At 71.9% G+C, this 17,306-nt stretch carries 12 protein-coding genes; 8 read left to right on the top strand and 4 right to left on the bottom strand.

Features of this window, described 5'->3' with window-relative positions:
• Nucleotides 1-52: 52 nt before the first annotated feature.
• Together ACGFZS_RS32660 and ACGFZS_RS32655 are read right to left on the bottom strand one after the other, a co-directional pair.
• Nucleotides 53-1,399, bottom strand: a complete 1,347-nt coding sequence (locus ACGFZS_RS32660) for a cation:dicarboxylate symporter family transporter (protein ID WP_393798101.1) — start codon at nt 1,397-1,399, stop codon at nt 53-55.
• 168 nt (nt 1,400-1,567) lie between these two features.
• Nucleotides 1,568-3,169, bottom strand: coding sequence for a peptide-N4-asparagine amidase (locus tag ACGFZS_RS32655; RefSeq protein ID WP_393798100.1), 1,602 nt, complete (start codon nt 3,167-3,169; stop codon nt 1,568-1,570).
• A gap of 153 nt (nt 3,170-3,322) precedes the next feature.
• On the opposite strand from ACGFZS_RS32655, the gene ACGFZS_RS32650 reads away from it, so the two are divergent.
• From ACGFZS_RS32650 to ACGFZS_RS32625, 6 genes are all read left to right on the top strand, one after another.
• Complete coding sequence (locus ACGFZS_RS32650; RefSeq protein WP_393798099.1) at nt 3,323-4,843, top strand: M1 family metallopeptidase; 1,521 nt, start codon at nt 3,323-3,325, stop codon at nt 4,841-4,843.
• 214 nt (nt 4,844-5,057) lie between these two features.
• Nucleotides 5,058-7,130: an N-acetylmuramoyl-L-alanine amidase gene (locus tag ACGFZS_RS32645; protein WP_393798098.1), complete on the top strand. Its 2,073-nt coding sequence runs from the start codon at nt 5,058-5,060 to the stop codon at nt 7,128-7,130.
• A 163-nt stretch (nt 7,131-7,293) separates the two neighbouring features.
• Nucleotides 7,294-9,105, top strand: a complete 1,812-nt coding sequence (locus tag ACGFZS_RS32640; protein WP_393798097.1) for an ABC transporter transmembrane domain-containing protein — start codon at nt 7,294-7,296, stop codon at nt 9,103-9,105.
• Entirely contained in the window at nt 9,102-10,883 is a 1,782-nt protein-coding gene (locus tag ACGFZS_RS32635) for an ABC transporter ATP-binding protein (protein ID WP_393798096.1), read from the top strand. Before ACGFZS_RS32640 ends, ACGFZS_RS32635 begins: the two co-directional genes overlap by 4 nt.
• 195 nt (nt 10,884-11,078) lie before the next feature.
• Nucleotides 11,079-11,549, top strand: a complete 471-nt coding sequence (locus tag ACGFZS_RS32630) for a DUF5709 domain-containing protein (RefSeq protein WP_365694521.1) — start codon at nt 11,079-11,081, stop codon at nt 11,547-11,549.
• Between the two features lie 51 nt (nt 11,550-11,600).
• Nucleotides 11,601-11,861, top strand: coding sequence for a type B 50S ribosomal protein L31 (locus ACGFZS_RS32625; RefSeq protein ID WP_355711964.1), 261 nt, complete (start codon nt 11,601-11,603; stop codon nt 11,859-11,861).
• A gap of 26 nt (nt 11,862-11,887) precedes the next feature.
• On the opposite strand, the gene ACGFZS_RS32620 is transcribed toward ACGFZS_RS32625, so the two are convergent.
• Nucleotides 11,888-12,682, bottom strand: coding sequence for a metal-dependent hydrolase (locus ACGFZS_RS32620; protein ID WP_355711962.1), 795 nt, complete (start codon nt 12,680-12,682; stop codon nt 11,888-11,890).
• 145 nt (nt 12,683-12,827) lie between these two features.
• Between ACGFZS_RS32620 and ACGFZS_RS32615 the strand changes: the two genes are divergently transcribed.
• Nucleotides 12,828-15,341, top strand: a complete 2,514-nt coding sequence (locus ACGFZS_RS32615; RefSeq protein WP_365694525.1) for a DUF3516 domain-containing protein — start codon at nt 12,828-12,830, stop codon at nt 15,339-15,341.
• Nucleotides 15,342-15,390: 49 nt separating this feature from the next.
• On the top strand, nt 15,391-16,257 hold the full coding sequence (locus tag ACGFZS_RS32610; protein ID WP_365694527.1) for an acyl-CoA thioesterase II: 867 nt from the start codon (nt 15,391-15,393) through the stop codon (nt 16,255-16,257).
• 21 nt (nt 16,258-16,278) lie between these two features.
• On the opposite strand, the gene ACGFZS_RS32605 is transcribed toward ACGFZS_RS32610, so the two are convergent.
• Nucleotides 16,279-17,187: a DUF6397 family protein gene (locus ACGFZS_RS32605; RefSeq protein ID WP_393798095.1), complete on the bottom strand. Its 909-nt coding sequence runs from the start codon at nt 17,185-17,187 to the stop codon at nt 16,279-16,281.
• Nucleotides 17,188-17,306 lie beyond the last annotated feature (119 nt).

Raw genomic sequence — 17,306 nt, 5'->3', positions numbered from 1 at the left:
GCGAAGCGGCTCCCCTGCCTCTCCGAGAGGGGAGCCGCTTTCCGCCGTACGGTCAGCTTCGGGCCACCGGCTCCTCGGCCGGCACCTCGGCCTCTTCCTCGACCGTCCCGGTCTCGCCGCCGAGCACCCGCTTCGCCCGCTCGATGTCCAGCGCGCCCTCCCAGCGGGACACCGCGAACACGGCGACGCAGTTGCCGAGCAGGTTGGTGACGACGCGCATCGAGTCCATGATGCGGTCGACGCCGAGCAGCAGGGCGACGGCACCGGCCGGGATCGCCCCGAGCGAGGAGGCGGTCGCGGACAGCGCGAGGAAGGCCGAGCCGGGGATGCCGGCCATGCCCTTGCTGGTGAGCATCAGCACCAGGACCACGGTGATCTGCTGACCGAGACTCAGGTCGACGCCCACGGCCTGCGCGATGAACAGGGTGCCGATGGAGAGATAGAGCGAGGCGCCGTCGAGGTTGAAGGAGTATCCGGTGGGCAGCACAAGGCCGACGGCGTCGTCCCGCGCGCCCGCCCTGCGCAGCTTCTGCATCACGCGCGGCAGCACGGACTCCGTGGAGGCGGTGCCCAGCGCGAGCAGCAGCTCCGCGCGGATGTAGCGGACGAACTTCCAGAGACTGAGCCCGGTGAGGGCCTTCAGGGCGACGGCGAGCAGGGCGATGAAGAGGGCGGCGGCCGCGTAGCAGAGGACGATGAGCTTGGCGTAGGTCTCGATGACGCCCAGCCCGTACTGGCCGATCAGGACGGCCATCGCGCCGAAGACGGCGATCGGGGCGAGGCGCATCACGAAGCCGACGATCGCGAAGATGATCTCCTGGGCCTGCTCGACGGCCGGCAGCACCTGGGGCACCTTGGTGTGGCCGAGGTGGAGCAGGGCCGCGCCCACCAGGCAGGCCAGGACGAGCACTTGGAGCAGGGAGTTCTCGGCGAAGGCGCCGATGAAACTGGTGGGCAGGGCGTTGAGCACGAACTCGGTGGTCGAGGGCAGCGAGCCGCCGCCCGTCTTGGCGTCGACCGCCTTGGCGCTCAGCGTGGCCGGGTCGACGTGCATCCCGGAGCCGGGCTGGACGAGGTTGGCGGCGACCAGGCCGATGACCAGCGCGAGCGTGCTGGCCACCTCGAACCAGATCAGGGCCTTGAGCCCGATCCGCCCGAAGGCCTTCAGGTCACCGGCCTTGGCGATGCCGACGACGACCACGCAGAAGACGAGCGGCGAGATGATCGTCTTGATCAGCCGGGTGAAGCCGTCGCCGAGCGGCTGGAGGTCCGAGGCGAACCCGGGCCACAGCCGCCCGACGACGATGCCGAGCACGAGCGCGCAGGCGACCTGCGCGAAGAGAGAGGTACGCAGTATGCGTGCGACGCGTCGCGGCAGGGACGGTACGGACTGCGGCACGGGCACTCCTGGTGGGGGGATCGACTCGCGGAAGCCGAGCGGGACTTCTGCGATACGGAAAGCGGCTTCCGCGTCGACCACTCTGGAGGTCTTCTTGATCCCGTCCGAGACCACCGTGTATCAGCCGTGTAAATCACGTTCCGAGTGACCCATCGCACACAACTCGCCTCAGCAGCCGCTGCGGTCCTCCGTCAGCACCCCCTGTTCGGTGGCCAGCGAACGGTCGTAGCACCCGCCGGGGCCGTACAGCCGGTACCGCTCGCTCGACGTGCCGACCGCGTGCCGCTGGTCGCGCGGTACGCCCAGGGTGTACGTCGCGTCACCGCGGTAGGTGTCGTCGAGGCGCGACCGGCCGCCTCCGGCTCCCACGACCGTCGCCCGGTCGCCGAGGGTGAGTTCGGTGCGCAGCCGATCGTCGGCGCCGACGGTGATGGCGCCGTCCATGGTGTACGTCCGGCGGGTGGCGGTCGTCCGGGGCGCCCCGCCCGCCGCTGTCACCGTGATCTTCTGGTCGTCGGTCCAGGTGGCGTCGAGCGCGTCGGTGGTCTCGCCGTCGTTCCAGCGGTGGACGGAGGTGTTGGCCAGCGTCCGGCTGACGGTGGTGGTCACCCGGCCGTGCGAGGTGTCGAGGTATCCGGCGGCGGTGAACCGGTGCCCGGCGTCGGTGTCGACCCGGTACTCCCCCGAACCCGGCGTGTACACCGAGGAGTTGGCGGGGTCGGAGGCCGTGGCCCCGGTGAGCTTCCCGGTGACGCGGGCGCGGTGCGCGTCCTGCCAGACCAGCACGTTCACCGGCGCGCTCCAGCCGGCCTGCCCCTCGGGCACCCCGGCGACGGAGACCTCGACCTGGTGCGGGCGACCGTCGTTGAGCAGTCCGGCGAACGGCGTCAGGTCGTATTCGATCGGCTTGACGTCGAAGGCGCGCGGGCCCGGAATGACGTACCAGAGGAAGGGGTTGGACCAGCCGCCGGTCCACACGTTCGGGAACGGCGCCGCGATTCCCGCCAGTTGGCCGTCGACCTTGATCTGCACCTCCCGGTACGGCCCCTTGTCCGCCTTGCAGGAGTACGACGCCGGGTCGGCCACGGTCAGGTACCAGAACTCCTCGCAGCCGCCGCCGGATCCGGTGGCGTACACCTCGGCGACGATGCGTTCGCTGTTGCGCGGGGTGGTGAGGGTGGTGCCGTCGGTCAGGGTCAGCACCTTGTCGGGGACGGCGGCGGGCTGCGCGCGCCCCTCGTAGAAGGTGAGTGTGGCCTTGACGTCGATGACCCCGGTGTAGGTGTCGTCGACGACGTTGCCGATGAGCATCTCGACGTCCTGGGCGGTGCGGAAGGTGTCGCTGTAGCGTGTGACGTCCTTCTCCACATGCCACTCGATGCCGTCCGGGGAGGGCTCGGGCGTGGAGGTGCGCAGTACCTCGACGCCGCCGACGTGCAGATAGCCCAGGCGGTCGTACTGACGGCCCTTCACCTTGCCGTCGAGCCGCAGCACCACCTTGCTCCACCGGTCACCGCAGCCCCGGGGTGGCGTGTACGTCCCCTGGTACGGCGTGAAGTCGCGGAACTGGGCCTCGGCCAGGGTGACCTGGCAGGACTTGGCGCCCTTGGGCACCGACACCGGCGGAGCCGCGGTCACCGGGTCGTGCCAGTCGGTGCCGAACTCGGCCGGGACGTCGGCGGCCCGGGCGGCGGGGGCACCGGTACCGAGGAGGGTGCTCGCGAGGAGGGTCGCCCCTGCGAGCATGGACATGACGATCCGTCTTCTCATGGCCGGTGTTCTACGGGGAGTTGACCATCGGCCGCAATGGGGAGACCGGCCGACGACAGGCCGGCGCCCGGCCGGCGCCCACCCGACCCGCACGGGCGCACCCATGGGGTACATATAGTGCTATAACCTGATACTCCTGCCACAGTGCTGCCCATGGAGATCACCACCGCTCGCGTCCGCCGCGTGGCCCTCGCCCTGGCCCTCGGCGGTGCCGTCGCCCTCACCTGCGACGCCGTTCTCGCGGGCCTCCCGCACGAGGGCCCCGGCTCCCCCGCTCCGGGCCCCTCGGCCGCCCCGTCCGGACCGGCCCCCGCCCCCGGCGCGCCGGGCATCGGCGACCCGCTCATGCCCCTGGACGGCAACGGCGGCTACACCGTCCGCCGTTACACCCTCGACTTCGACTGGCGGGCACCCGCGACGCCCTTCGAGGCCGGGACCACCATCAGCGCCACCGCCACCCAGGCCCTGTCCCGGTTCGACCTCGACTTCGCGGGCAACACCCTGCACAAGGTCACCGTCGACGGGGCACCGGCCGCCTTCGTCCGCGACGGCGACGAACTCGTCGTCACCCCCGCGCGGGCGATCCCGCGCGGCGGCACGTTCACCGTCCGCGTCACCTACACCGCCGACCCGACCCAGCGCCGGCGGCGGAGCGACGCGATCCGGGAGTACGGCTGGGTGCCCACCCCCGACGGCACCCTGATCTGCGCTCAGCCCGACGGCGCCAAGCTGGTCTTCCCGGTGGACGACCACCCCAGCCTGCGGGCGCCCGTCACCTTCCACATCACCACCCCGCCGGGAATCCGCGCGGTCGCCAACGGCCGGCTCGTCGACCGCGCCGGGCGCCCCGGCGGACGGGTCCGGTGGACCTACGACTCCGAGGAGCCCATCGCGGCCCAGCTGGTCCAGGTGGCGATCGGGAGGTTCACGGTCCTCGACAGCACCGGCCCGCGCGGGCTGCCCGTCCGGGACGTCGTGCCGGACGGCCTGGTCGCGGACACCGCGGAGCAGCGCGCGCTTACCCCGGAACACCTCGCCTGGCTGGAGAAGCGGCTCGGCCCGTACCCGTTCCGGCGCTACGGCGTACTGGTCGGGGACACTGACCTGCCGGTGGCCCTCGAGACGCAGTCGCTGTCCGTCGTACCCAAGGACGACCTGCTGGGCGACCGGGTGGACGCCGAGCGCAACCTCGTCCACGAGCTGACACACCATTGGACGGGTGACAGCGTTGCCGTCCGGCGCTGGTCCGATCTGTGGCTGAGTGAGGGTCACGCCCGTTTCTACGAGCGGCTCTACTCCGCCGAGCACGGCGGCGTCGGCATGGAGGACGCCATGCGGGCCGCGTACGAGCAGCACGACCAGTGGCGGCACGACGACGGCGCGCCCGCCGAGCCCACCGAGCCGACGCTCTTCAAGGTGATGCGGTACGACGGCTCGGCGCTGGTGCTGTATGCCCTGCGGGAGAAGGTCGGTGACGAGACGTTCGACCGGATCGAACGGACCTGGGTGACCAGGTACCGGGGCCGCGCGGCCGGCACCCGGGAATTCGTCGCCCTCGCCTCAGAGGTCGCGGGTGAGGATCTGACGCCGTTTCTGACCCCGTGGCTGTACGGGCCGGACACCCCGCCGATGCCGGGTCACCCCGACTGGCGGGTGGACCCGGTCGAGGACTGAGCCCGTGCGTTGTGTGGCCACCCACGGATGACGGGCCGTTGCCCGCCGACCGGGTGGCCTCTGCCGGACCGCTGGGCCACCCCGGTGAAGCTCGGCGCGCCGCATCGCGCCGGGCACGGAAACGTACAGGGGGTGACGTGAAGGGCAACTCCTCGGCGTTGGTTGCGACAAGCGTGGTGGGAGACCCTCTGCAAGCGGTTGGAGACCCTCTGGTATGAGAAGAACTGTCGCTCCACGTGTGCCCGACACCGCCCGGATCTGCCGCCGGACGGCCTGCCTGCTCGCGACGGCGGCGATGCTGCCACCGCTGCTCATCCTCCCGTCGTCCGGCGACGACGAGGCGGAGGGCCAACGACTGCAGAACGCCTTCACGGACGCCGCACGCGAGTTCCACGTACCGCGCAGTGTGCTCATGAGCGTGTCCTACATGCAGTCGCGCTGGGACGCCCATCCCGGCGCGCCCAGCGTCGCGGGCGGCTACGGGCCGATGCACCTGGTGGACACCGGCCAGGCCCAGGCCGCGGCACCGGCGGCGGGCCCGGTCGAGGCGGACGGGCGGACCACCGTGCCGCGCGAACTGACGGCGGGCGGACCGAGCGGCTCGGGCGGTCCAGCGGGTTCGGGCGGTCCAGCGGGTTCGGGCGGAACGGGGGGTTCGGGCGCCTCGGGCGCTCCGGGCGGTCACACCGTGCAGCCGGCGGACCTGCAACGCGCCGCACGGCTGATCAGGACCCCGGCCGGGCAGCTGCGGACGGACGCCGTCGCCAACGTGCGCGGCGGCGCGGCCCTGCTGGCCGCCACCCAGCGGCATCTCGGCAAGCCGCTCAGTGTCCGCCCGGAGGACTGGTGGCAGGCGGTGGAACGTTTCCCCGGCACCCCCGACGTCACCTCGGCCGCCACCTACGCCGACGACGTCTTCGGCCTGATCCGCCGGGGAGCGCACCGGACCACCGCCGAGGGGCAGGACGTCACGCTGCCGGCCTCCCCCGGCGTCCGCCCGCACCCCGGCCCGCAGTCCGCGCGGCGGCCGAAGAACGTCGAGTGCCCCGCCGACCTGACCTGCGACTGGCTCGCCGCGCCGTACGAGGAGATCGACGACGACGGCGACTACGGCAACCACGACCTGGCCGACCGTCCCCGGGACCAGCGGATCGAGTACATCGTCATCCACGACACCGAGTCGAACCTGCCGAACATGTTCAAGACCGTGCAGGATCCGACGGAGGCGTCCTGGCACTACTCGATCCGTTCCACCGACGGTCATGTCACCCAGCACGTCAGGACCAAGGACGAGGCCTGGCACTCCGGCAGCAAGTTCGTCAACGCCCGCTCGATCGGCATCGAGCATGAGGGTTTCCTCGCCCACCCCGGGACCTGGTACACGGAGCAGATGTACCGGTCCTCGGCGCGCCTGGTGCGCTACCTGGCGAAGAAGTACGACGTCCCGATGGACCGGCAGCACATCTTCGGCCATGACAACGTGCCGTCCCCGACCGCCGACAGCATCCCCGAGATGCACGAGGACCCTGGCCCGTACTGGGACTGGCGGCACTACTTCGAGCTGCTGGGCGCACCGCTGAAGGCCACCGCCGGACCGGACAGCGACATGGTGATGATCCTGCCGGACTACGCCACCTACCAGCCGCGGTACACGGGGTGCGACGGTGACGGCAAGAAGTGCAAGCCGCACGGCTCCAGCGCCGTCCGCCTGCACACCGAACCGGACGAGAACGCCCCGCTGATCCAGGACCCGGGCCGCAGGCCGGACGGCGACGACTCCACCGAGGACGTCAGCGACCTCGGTTCGCGCGTCTCCACCGGCCAGGTCTTCGCCGTCGCCGACCGCAGCGGCGAGTGGACGGCGATCTGGTTCCAGGGCAACAAGGCCTGGTTCAGGAACCCCAAGGACCACCCGACGGCCGTCGGCGCGAGCGGGCGCATGATCACGCCGAAGGAGGGACTGGACGAGATCCCGGCGTTCGGCCGGGCCCTCCCGGAGGAGGAGGCCTATCCGGAGGGCGTGGAGGAGGAGTCGGAGTCGCCGCTCCCCTACACCATCCGGGCGGGTCAGCGGTATGTGACCCAGGCCGCCGTCGGCAGTTCCTACGTCGACAGGTCGTTCTTCTCCGCCACACCGCAGCCCGTGGTGCTGGGCCACGAGAAGTACTACGAGATCCAGCTCGGTCACCGGCTCGCCTACGTCCGCGCGGACGACGTCGACCTGGTGACCGCCCCCGCCGGCGCGGCCGGTGGACCCGGGCAGCAGAACGGCTCGACCAGGCCGTGAACCACCGACCGTTCCTCGCACGACGGGCGTCGGACCCTGTCCGGAAGGCAGTGGATTTCGACGGCCGCCCGGGAAAACCGTTTGATTTCGACCACGCTACGACGCGAACCTTTCACGGCTTGTCGCCACCTCCCCCTCCCCCGACACAAGCCGCTGGGACGCCATGCAGATTCAAGATCTTCCGTACTCCGATCCGGGCGTGCCCGACGCGCGTTCGGGTCCCCGATTCCTGTGGTGGCTCGGGCGGAACCAGCTGGGCGGCCAGTTCACCTCGCTGGCCTGGGGCCTGTTGCACTTCGTGTCCGTCTGCGCGCTCCCGTTCTGTGTGGGCCTCGCCGTCCAGGCCGTCGTCGACCGGTCCGGCACCCGGCTGGCCCTGACGGGCGGTCTGCTGGTGGTGTGCGGCACGGCGATCGCCGTCGGCGACACCTTCCTGCACCGCACCGCCGTCACCAACTGGATCACCGCCGCCGCCCGCGTCCAGCAGCTGCTCGCCCGCAAGGCCGCCCTGCTGGGCTCGGCGCTGACCCGCCGGGTCGCGGCCGGCGAGGTGGTCGCGGTCTCCACCGGCGACGTCGAGAAGATCGGCTGGTTCGTCGAGGCGGTCTCCCGCTTCACCGCGGCCGCGGTGACCGTGGTCGTGGTCGCCGTCGCCCTGCTCCTCTACCAGCCCGCGCTCGGCTGGATGGTCGCCGCCGGTCTGCCCCTGGTGGCGCTGGCGGTGCTGCCGCTGCTGCCCCGGGCGACCCGGCGCGCCGACTTCCAGCGCACCAAGGCCGGCCGGGCCACCGAGCTGGCCTCGGACACCGTCGCGGGGCTGCGGGTACTGCGCGGCATCGGCGGCGAGGACCTCTTCCTCGACCGCTACCGGCGCGCCTCCCAGGAGGTGCGGCGCGCGGCGGTGCGCAGCGCCCGGATGTGGTCGCTGATCTCCGCCATCCAGGTGCTGGTGCCCGGGCTGCTGCTGATCGCGGTCCTCTGGCGCGGTGTCCAGCTCGCCCGCGAGGGCCGCGTCACCGTCGGCGAACTGGTCACCGTCTACAGCGCGGTCATGATGCTCAACTACCCGCTGCAGCACTTCACCGAGATCGCCATGGCCTACTCCTTCTCCCGTCCCTCGGCGAAGCGGGCCGCGCGGGTGCTCTCCCTGGAGCGGGCCACGGACACCGGCGGCTCACGCGCGGACACGGTGCCGGACGGCGACCTGTACGACCCGGCCACCGGTCTGCTGGCGCCCGCGGGCCGGCTGACCGCGGTGGTCTGCGGCGACCCCGACGCGGCCGGTCTCCTCGCCGCACGGCTGGGCGGCCACCCCGCCGAGGCCGGCCCCTCCGTGCTGCTCGGCGGTGTACCGCTGGACGAGCTGCCCCTGGAGGCCGCCCGGACCGCCGTCCTCGTCCAGGACAAGGACCCGGTGCTGCTGTCCGGTTCGCTCCGCGAGCTGTTCGACGTGCCGGCCTCGGGGGCGGTGCGCGCGGCGGACGCGCTGGCCGCCGCCCAGTGCGCGGACGTCCTGGAGGCCCTGGTCCAGGGCTCGTTGGAGGTCAGCGACCCGATGGACGCCCGGATCACCGAGCGGGGCCGCTCGCTGTCCGGCGGGCAGCGCCAGCGGCTCGCCCTGGCCCGGTCGCTGGTCACCGACCCGGAGGTGCTCGTCCTGGACGAACCGACCTCCGCCGTCGACTCCCACACGGAGGCACGGATCGCGGAGGGCCTCCGGGAGCTGCGGTCCGGCCGTACGACCGTGGTGTTCACCTCCTCGCCGCTGCTGCTCGACCGGGCCGAACGGGTCGTCCTCGTCCACGAGGGCGAGGTCGTCACGGTCGGCGTGCACCGCGAGCTGGTGCGCACCGAGCCCCGGTACCGCGCGGTGGTGACCCGGGAGACCGCCGAGGAGACCGCCCGCCGGAACCCCGCGGACGACGAGGTCGCGCTGCGCGGCGCGGCACTGGAAGAGATCGAGGAGAGCGCATGATCGGCGTCGCGCCACCGGAGTACGACCCGGCGGCCCCGACCACGGCCACCACCCTGCCCGTCGGCGCCACCGCGACCGTCCGCGCCTACGTGGCCGAGCTGTTCCGCCGGCACCGCCGGGCCTTCTTCCTCCTGATCGCCGTCAACGCGGTGGCCGTCGTCGCGTCCATGGTCGGCCCGTACCTGCTCGGCGGGCTCGTGGAACGGGTCTCGGACGGTACCCGTGAGCTCCATCTGGGCCTGACCATCGGCCTGTTCGCCCTCGCCCTCGCCGTCCAGGCCGTCTTCGTGCGCGAGGTGCGGCAGCGGGGCGCGGTGCTCGGCGAGCGGATGCTGGCCGACCTGCGCGAGGACTTCCTCATCCGCTCGGTCGGGCTGCCGCCGGGCGTGCTGGAGCGGGCCGGCACCGGTGATCTGCTGTCCCGGATCACCACCGACATCGACCGGCTCGGCAACGCGATGCGCGAGGCCGTGCCGCAGCTGTCGATCGGCGTGGTGTGGGTGGCGCTGCTGCTCGGCGGGCTCGTCGTCACGGCACCGCCGCTGGCCGCCACCGTGCTGCTCGCCCTGCCGATCCTGATCGCCGTCTGCCGCTGGTACTTCAGGCGGGCGCCCGCCGCCTACCGCTCCGAGGCCGCCGGGTACGCGGCCGTGGCCGCCGCCCTCGCGGAGTCCGTGGACGCCGGTCACACCATCGAGGCACACCGCCTCGGTGCCCGGCGGATCGCCCTGTCCGACCGCCGGATCAAGGAGTGGACGGCCTGGGAGCGCTACACGCTGTGGCTGCGCTCGGTGCTCTTCCCGGCGCTGAACGCCACGCACACCGTGGTGCTCGGTTCGGTGCTCGTGATCGGCGGGGTGTTCGTCCTGCACGGCTGGATCGACGTCGGCCAGCTGACCACGGGCGCGCTCATCGCCCAGATGCTCGTCGAGCCGATCAACCTGATCCTGCGCTGGTACGACGAGGTCCAGGTCGCCCAGGTGTCGCTGGCCCGGCTGGTCGGCGTGCGGGACATCGAGCCCGACGCCGGGGACGCCGCGCTGGCCCCCTTGGGCCGGGAGGTCCACGCGGACCAGGTCCGCTTCGGCTACCTGCAGGGCGTCGACGTGCTGCGCCAGGTCTCCCTGGAGGTGGCGCCCGGTACCCGGCTGGCCCTGGTCGGCCCCTCGGGCGCGGGCAAGTCCACCCTGGGCCGGCTGCTCGCCGGGATCTACGCGCCCCGGGACGGCCGGATCACGCTGGGCGGCGCGGAGCTGTCCCGGATGACCGCCGAACGGGTCCGCTCGCACGTGGCCCTCGTCAACCAGGAGCACCACGTCTTCGTGGGCTCCCTGCGCGACAACCTGCTGCTGGCCCGGACCGACGCCGAGGAAGCCGAGCTGTGGGCGGCCCTGGGGGCGGTCGACGCGGACGGCTGGGCGCGGGCCCTGGAGGAGGGTCTGGACACCGAGGTCGGCTCGGGCGGCCTCGCGCTGACCCCGGCGCAGGCCCAGCAGATCGCGCTGGCCCGGCTGGTGCTGGCCGACCCGCACACCCTGGTCCTGGACGAGGCGACCTCGCTCCTGGACCCGCGGGCGGCCCGCCATCTGGAGCGGTCCCTGGCCCGGGTCCTGGACGGCCGCACCGTGGTCGCCATCGCCCACCGGCTGCACACCGCCCATGACGCGGATGTCATCGCCGTGGTCGAGAACGGCCGGATCAGCGAGCTCGGCAGCCATGACGAGCTGGTGACCGCCGGCGGGCCCTACGCGGCGCTGTGGCGGTCGTGGCACGGGTGACGGGCCCTGGCACGGGGTGCGCGCCGCAGGTCGCGCCCCGTGCCGTTGCGCGGGTGCGAGCAGGGGTGGAAGGCTGGAGAGCGGCACCGGTGCGGGAACCGACCGGGAACCGCAGGGTTCACGCCGTGTGAGACCCGTGCCGAGCGTGCCGGCGGCCCGCCCCGCGGACCGCGTCCTCACTCCCTGGAGGTAGCCGTGACCACCGCCGACGGATGGGGGGACGACGTCTACCAGCCCGACGGATCCGAGATCCGCGAGGACACGGGACTGCTCGACGTGGAGGACACGCTGGAGTCCGACGGCGTCAGCGATCCCCTGGACCGCGGCTGGTCCCCGCCCGAGCGGCCGTGGGCCGTGGAGCACACCGGGGTGACCGCGGCGGAGCGCCACCGGGGCGAGACCCTGGACCAGCGGCTCGCAGAGGAGCTGCCCGATCCGGGCGTCCCGGACGACGACGGCATCGGCGACTGCCAGGGCAGCGACGGCGAACTCCTGGACAACGAGGTCGGCGATCTGCGCTCCGGCCGCCTGGTGGCCCCGAACGAGGGGGCGCACGAGGACGACGAGAACGGCCTGGTCGCCACCGACATCGGCATCGACGGCGCCGGGGCCTCCGCCGAGGAGGCCGCGATGCACATCGTCGACGAGGACACCGCCTACGGCTGAGCCGTGCCGTCCGCGCCCGACCGCCCCGACCGCCCTGTCCGAGGAGCCGCCATGCAGCAGGACAAGCACCCCGACTACCACCCCGTGGTCTTCCGTGACCGGGCCGCCGGATACGCGTTCCTGACCCGGTCGACCGCGACCAGCGAGCAGACCATCGAGTGGGACGACGGCCAGACCTACCCCGTGGTCGACGTGGAGATCTCCTCCGAGAGCCACCCCTTCTACACGGGCAAGGCCCGCACGGTGGACACCGAGGGCCGCGTCGCCGCCTTCGAGCGCCGCTACGGGAACGGCTCGGGGAAGGCCGGCTGACCCTGGCCCTCGGGGCCTCCTCGGGGTCAGATCACGTTGAGGGCGGCGGCGCAGCCTATGCCGCCCAGCACCATGAACACGGGCATCAGCACCTTCAGCTCGACCCAGCTGCCCGCGCGGAACCGCATCATCTTCGGCGGGCCCAGCGGGTACCAGCGCTTGCGGCCGATCGGGATGGGCCACAGGATCGGGCAGCCGGAGACCGTCAGCGCGTCCCCGATGTCGTGCACCAGCGCTCCCAGCACCACCGGCAGCCCCAGCCACAGGTACTCCTGGCCGGGCTGGGTGAACAGCCAGTCCGCGCCGTTGCCCGGCTTGTCCAGGACTTCCGCCAGGATCCAGGCGCTGGTCGCCGCCAGCAGCCACACCAGCACATCGCTGCTGGAGCCGCGGGCGGCCCGCCACAGCAGCCCCTCGATCGCCAGCACCATGTGGGCGAAGAGGATCGCAAGCACCGCCCACCGGCCGCCCAGGATCGCCGCGGCCGAGCAGCCTCCGCCGATCATCGCCGCCCACACCCAGGTGTGGGTCAGGGTGCGGTGCCCGCCGTTGCGGCGCGGGTCGCCGGGCTTGCGGGTCGCCTTGTAGACGGCGTAGGAGAGCTTGTCGACGATCTCGCAGAGCCAGCGCGAGAGCGGTCCGAAGGCGCGCGAAATGGTGGCGGCCTTGTGGTCGAGGTCCGGGGCGAGCGCGGCGCCGGCGCAGATCAGCGCCCCGACCAGCAGTACCGGCCAGGGCATCGCGTGCCCGGCCGCTGCCGCCGCGGCTCCTACGCCGAGCCAGGCGGCGGCCCCCGACAGTGAGTGTGCTGGTCCCATCATGGCCGTTGCCCGCCCCATTCCTCGTATACCGCTGTCCAGTTGACCGGGTGCGATGACGCTCCGTCGGCGACACAGCGTAGCGGCCATGATCTTCGTGCTCGCAGCCGATTCCCCTCTCACCACCAAGGCCAGGCAAGATGGGTCCGTGACCCTCATCGATCGACTGCCGCCGACCGCCGACCCCGACGCCCTCTACGAAGCCTTCGAGTCCTGGGCCCAGGAGCGTGGCCTCACGCTCTACCCGCACCAGGAGGAGGCGCTGATCGAGGCGGTCTCCGGGGCGAACGTGATCGTGTCGACGCCGACCGGCTCCGGCAAGAGCATGATCGCCGCGGGCGCGCACTTCGCCGCGCTCGCCCGGGACGAGGTCACCTTCTACACGGCTCCGATCAAGGCGCTGGTGTCGGAGAAGTTCTTCGAGCTGTGCAAGATCTTCGGGACCGAGAACGTCGGCATGCTCACCGGCGACGCCTCCGTGAACTCCGACGCGCCCGTCATCTGCTGCACCGCCGAGGTGCTCGCCTCCATCGCCCTGCGCGACGGCAGGCAGGCGGACGTCGGCCAGGTCGTCATGGACGAGTTCCACTTCTACGCGGAGGGCGACCGCGGCTGGGCCTGGCAGATCCCGCTGCTCGAACTGCCCCAGGCGCAGTTCATCCTGATGTCGGCCACCCTCGGCGACGTCTCCTTCTTCGAGAAGGACCTGACCCGCCGCACCGGCCGGACCACCGCGGTGGTCCGCTCGGCGACCCGCCCGGTGCCGCTCTCCTACGAGTACCAGTTCACCCCGATGACCGAGACGCTCACCGAGCTCCTGGAGAGCCGGCAGGCGCCGGTGTACATCGTGCACTTCACGCAGGCACAGGCGGTGGAGCGGGCGCAGGCGCTGATGAGCATCAACATGTCCTCGAAGGAGGAGAAGGAGCAGATCGCCGAGCTGATCGGCAACTTCCGGTTCACCACCAAGTTCGGCCAGAACCTCTCCCGGTACGTCCGGCACGGCATCGGTGTGCACCACGCCGGGATGCTCCCCAAGTACCGACGCCTGGTGGAGAAGCTCGCCCAGGCCGGTCTGCTGAAGGTCATCTGCGGTACCGACACCCTGGGCGTGGGCGTCAACGTGCCCATCCGCACGGTGCTGTTCACCGCCCTCACCAAGTACGACGGCAACCGGGTGCGCACCCTGCGCGCCCGCGAGTTCCACCAGATCGCCGGCCGCGCGGGGCGCGCGGGGTTCGACACGGCGGGCCTTGTGGTGGCGCAGGCCCCCGAGCACGTCATCGAGAACGAGAAGGCGCTGGCGAAGGCGGGCGACGACCCGAAGAAGCGGCGCAAGGTGGTGCGCAAGAAGGCGCCGGAGGGCTTCGTCGCCTGGTCGGAGACCACCTTCGAGAAGCTGATCGCGTCCGAGCCGGAGCCGCTGACGTCGCGTTTCCGGGTGACGCACACGATGCTGCTGTCGGTGATCGCCCGCCCGGGCAACGCCTTCGACGCGATGCGCCATCTGCTGGAGGACAACCACGAGCCGCGCAAGCAGCAGCTGCGGCACATCCGCCGGGCGATCGCCATCTACCGCTCGCTGCTCGACGGCGGCATCGTCGAGAAGCTCGACGAGCCCGACGCCACCGGCCGCATCGTCCGGCTCACGGTCGACCTGCAGCAGGACTTCGCGCTCAACCAGCCGCTGTCGACCTTCGCCCTGGCCGCGTTCGAACTCCTCGACCCCGAATCGCCGTCCTACGCCCTCGACATGGTGTCCGTCGTCGAGTCCACCCTGGACGACCCGCGCCAGATCCTGGCCGCCCAGATGAACAAGGCGAAGGGCGAGGCCGTCGCCGCGATGAAGGCGGACGGCGTCGAGTACGAGGAGCGCATGGAGCGCCTCCAGGACGTCACCTACCCGAAGCCGCTGGAGGAGTTGCTCTTCCACGCGTACAACACGTACCGCAAGAGCCACCCCTGGGTCGGCGACCACCCGCTGTCGCCGAAGTCGGTCATCCGTGACATGTACGAACGGGCGCTGACCTTCACGGAGTTGGTGTCGGTCTACGAGCTCGCCCGCACCGAGGGCATCGTGCTGCGCTACCTGGCGAGCGCCTACAAGGCCCTCGACCACAACATCCCGGACGACCTCAAGTCCGAGGACCTGCAGGACCTGATCGAGTGGCTGGGCGAGATGGTCCGCCAGGTCGACTCCAGCCTGCTGGACGAGTGGGAGCAGCTCGCCAACCCGGAGGAGATGACCGCCGAGGAGGCCCAGGAGAAGGCCGACGAGGTCAAGCCGGTCACCGCCAACGCGCGCGCCTTCCGGGTCCTGGTCCGCAACGCGATGTTCCGGCGCGTGGAGCTGGCCGCCCTCGACCACGTCGAGGAACTGGGCGAGATGGACGCGGAGTCCGGCTGGGACGCCGACGCCTGGGGCGAGGCCATGGACAAGTACTGGGACGAGTACGAGGACCTGGGCACCGGCCCCGACGCCCGCGGCCCCAAGCTGCTCGTCATCCAGGAGGAACCGCAGAACGCGCTGTGGCGGGTCCGCCAGATCTTCGACGACCCGAACAGCGACCACGACTGGGGCATCAGCGCGGAGATCGACCTGACGGCCTCCGACGCCGAGGGCCGCGCGATCGTCCGTGTCACCGATGTCGGCCAGCTCTGATCCGACCGGGCCTGCCCCGGCCTGCCCCGACCCCAGGAGAAACCCGCCCATGACGAACCCGGCCGAGAGACTGGTCGACCTGCTCGACCTGGAGCAGATCGAGGTCAACATCTTCCGCGGCCGCAGCCCCCACGAGTCCCTCCAGCGGGTCTTCGGCGGGCAGGTGGCCGGGCAGGCGCTGGTCGCCGCCAGCCGCACCGTGGAGAACGACCGCCCGGTGCACTCGCTGCACGCGTACTTCCTGCGCCCCGGCCGGCCGGGGGTGCCGATCGTGTACCAGGTCGAACGGGTCAGGGACGGGCGGTCGTTCACGACGCGCCGGGTCACCGCCGTGCAGCAGGGACGCACGATCTTCAATCTGACCGCCTCCTTCCACAAGCCTGAGGTGGGAGCCTTCGAGCACCAGTTGCCGCCGTTCCGCGAGGTGCCGCACCCGGAGTCGCTGCCCACGCTCGCGGAGGAGATCCGCAAGCATCTGGGCGAGCTGCCGGAGCGGTTGGAGCGGATGGCGCGTCGGCAGCCCTTCGACATCCGCTATGTGGACCGGCTGCGCTGGCACCCCGAGGAGATAGCGGGCGCCGAGCCCCGCAGCGCGGTGTGGATGCGCGCGGTCGGCCCGCTGGGCGACGACCCGCTGGTGCACACCTGCGCGCTGACCTACGCCAGCGACATGACCCTGCTGGACGCGGTGCGCGTCCCGGTCGAACCGCTGTGGGGGCCGCGGAGCTTCGACATCGCCTCGCTGGATCACGCGATGTGGTTCCACCGGCCGTTCCGCGCGGACGAGTGGTTCCTGTACGAGCAGGAGTCCCCCATCGCCACGGGCGGACTGGGCCTGGCCCGCGGGCGGGTCTACGACCTGGAGGGGCGGCTGCTGGTGTCGGTCGTCCAGGAAGGTCTGTTCCGGGCCCTGTAGTTCGGACTCGCAGTGCCCGGTTCAGTGGGCGAGGCGCGGGCTTCTGCGGCGGAGCCATGCACGCAGGCCGTGCGCGGGCCGCGGCGGCGCCGGGTGCTGGGGCGGTACGACTGGGCCTGGAGTCGGGGCGGCGGAGTTCTGGGTCGGGGCGGCTGGGCGGGGCGCCGGCCGGAGTGTGCGGGCTTGGGCCACCTCCCGTGCGAGGTCGCTCCGGAACCAGCCGATCTCGTCCGGGTCGTCCGCCGTCATGAGTTCCTCGGCGAGCTGCGCGGCCGGCGAGCCCGGCGCGCCGTGGGCGGGCGGGGCCGACCGGAGGGACCTGATGTACAGGCGCTCGTGAGGGTCCGTCAGAACCTCGTCGATCTCTTCGGGTTCCAGGAAGCCCGCCACCGCTCCGGCCCGCTCCCACGGCCCGTCCGCCTGCCTCAGCAGGAAACCGCAGTGGCGTCCCCGCCAGTTCCGGGCCCGCTGGTCCGCGCCCGCGTTCAGCCGGTCGCGCAGGTCTTCGGGGGTACGGCCGGTGAGCAGCCGCGCGTTCTTCTCGTCGGCCGCGAACCGCCGTAGCTCCTCGGCCAGATAGAGCCAGACCACGGCCCGGTAGCGGTTCGGGTACCACTTCACGGGGGTTGTCAGGCCGAGTTTGGCGAAGCGGGTGAACCTGCTCGCCGGGATCTTCATGAGGGCCGCGCCCTCGGCCGTCCCCACGACCCGCACGCTCTCGCGGAGGGATTCGGCCCGGGTCAGGAGCCGGTCGATCTCGGTGCGTGGGACGCGGCGGCCGCCACCGCCACCCTCGTCCGGCAGCGTGCGGATCCGGCCAAGATGCACCGCGAGGTCGAACTCGCCGCGCTTCAGGCCCAGTTCTCGGGCCGCGCGGCTGGACGCGCAGGTGAGCGGGCGGGGCTGGGTGACGGCGTCGATGCCGGGCATGGTCGTTCTCCCCCGTGGAGCGGGTGGCTCGCGCCGGGTGCGCTCGCCGTGGAAAAGACCGTAGCCGCTGCGGCGAATCTCGTGGCAGGCCTGTGGAAAACCCTGCGATGGAAGGTGAA

The organism is Streptomyces sp. NPDC048288 (assembly GCF_043201555.1).
Lineage (GTDB): Bacteria > Actinomycetota > Actinomycetes > Streptomycetales > Streptomycetaceae > Streptomyces.
Note: the sequence above shows the minus strand (reverse complement) of the source record. Positions and strands in the feature narration are given on the sequence as shown.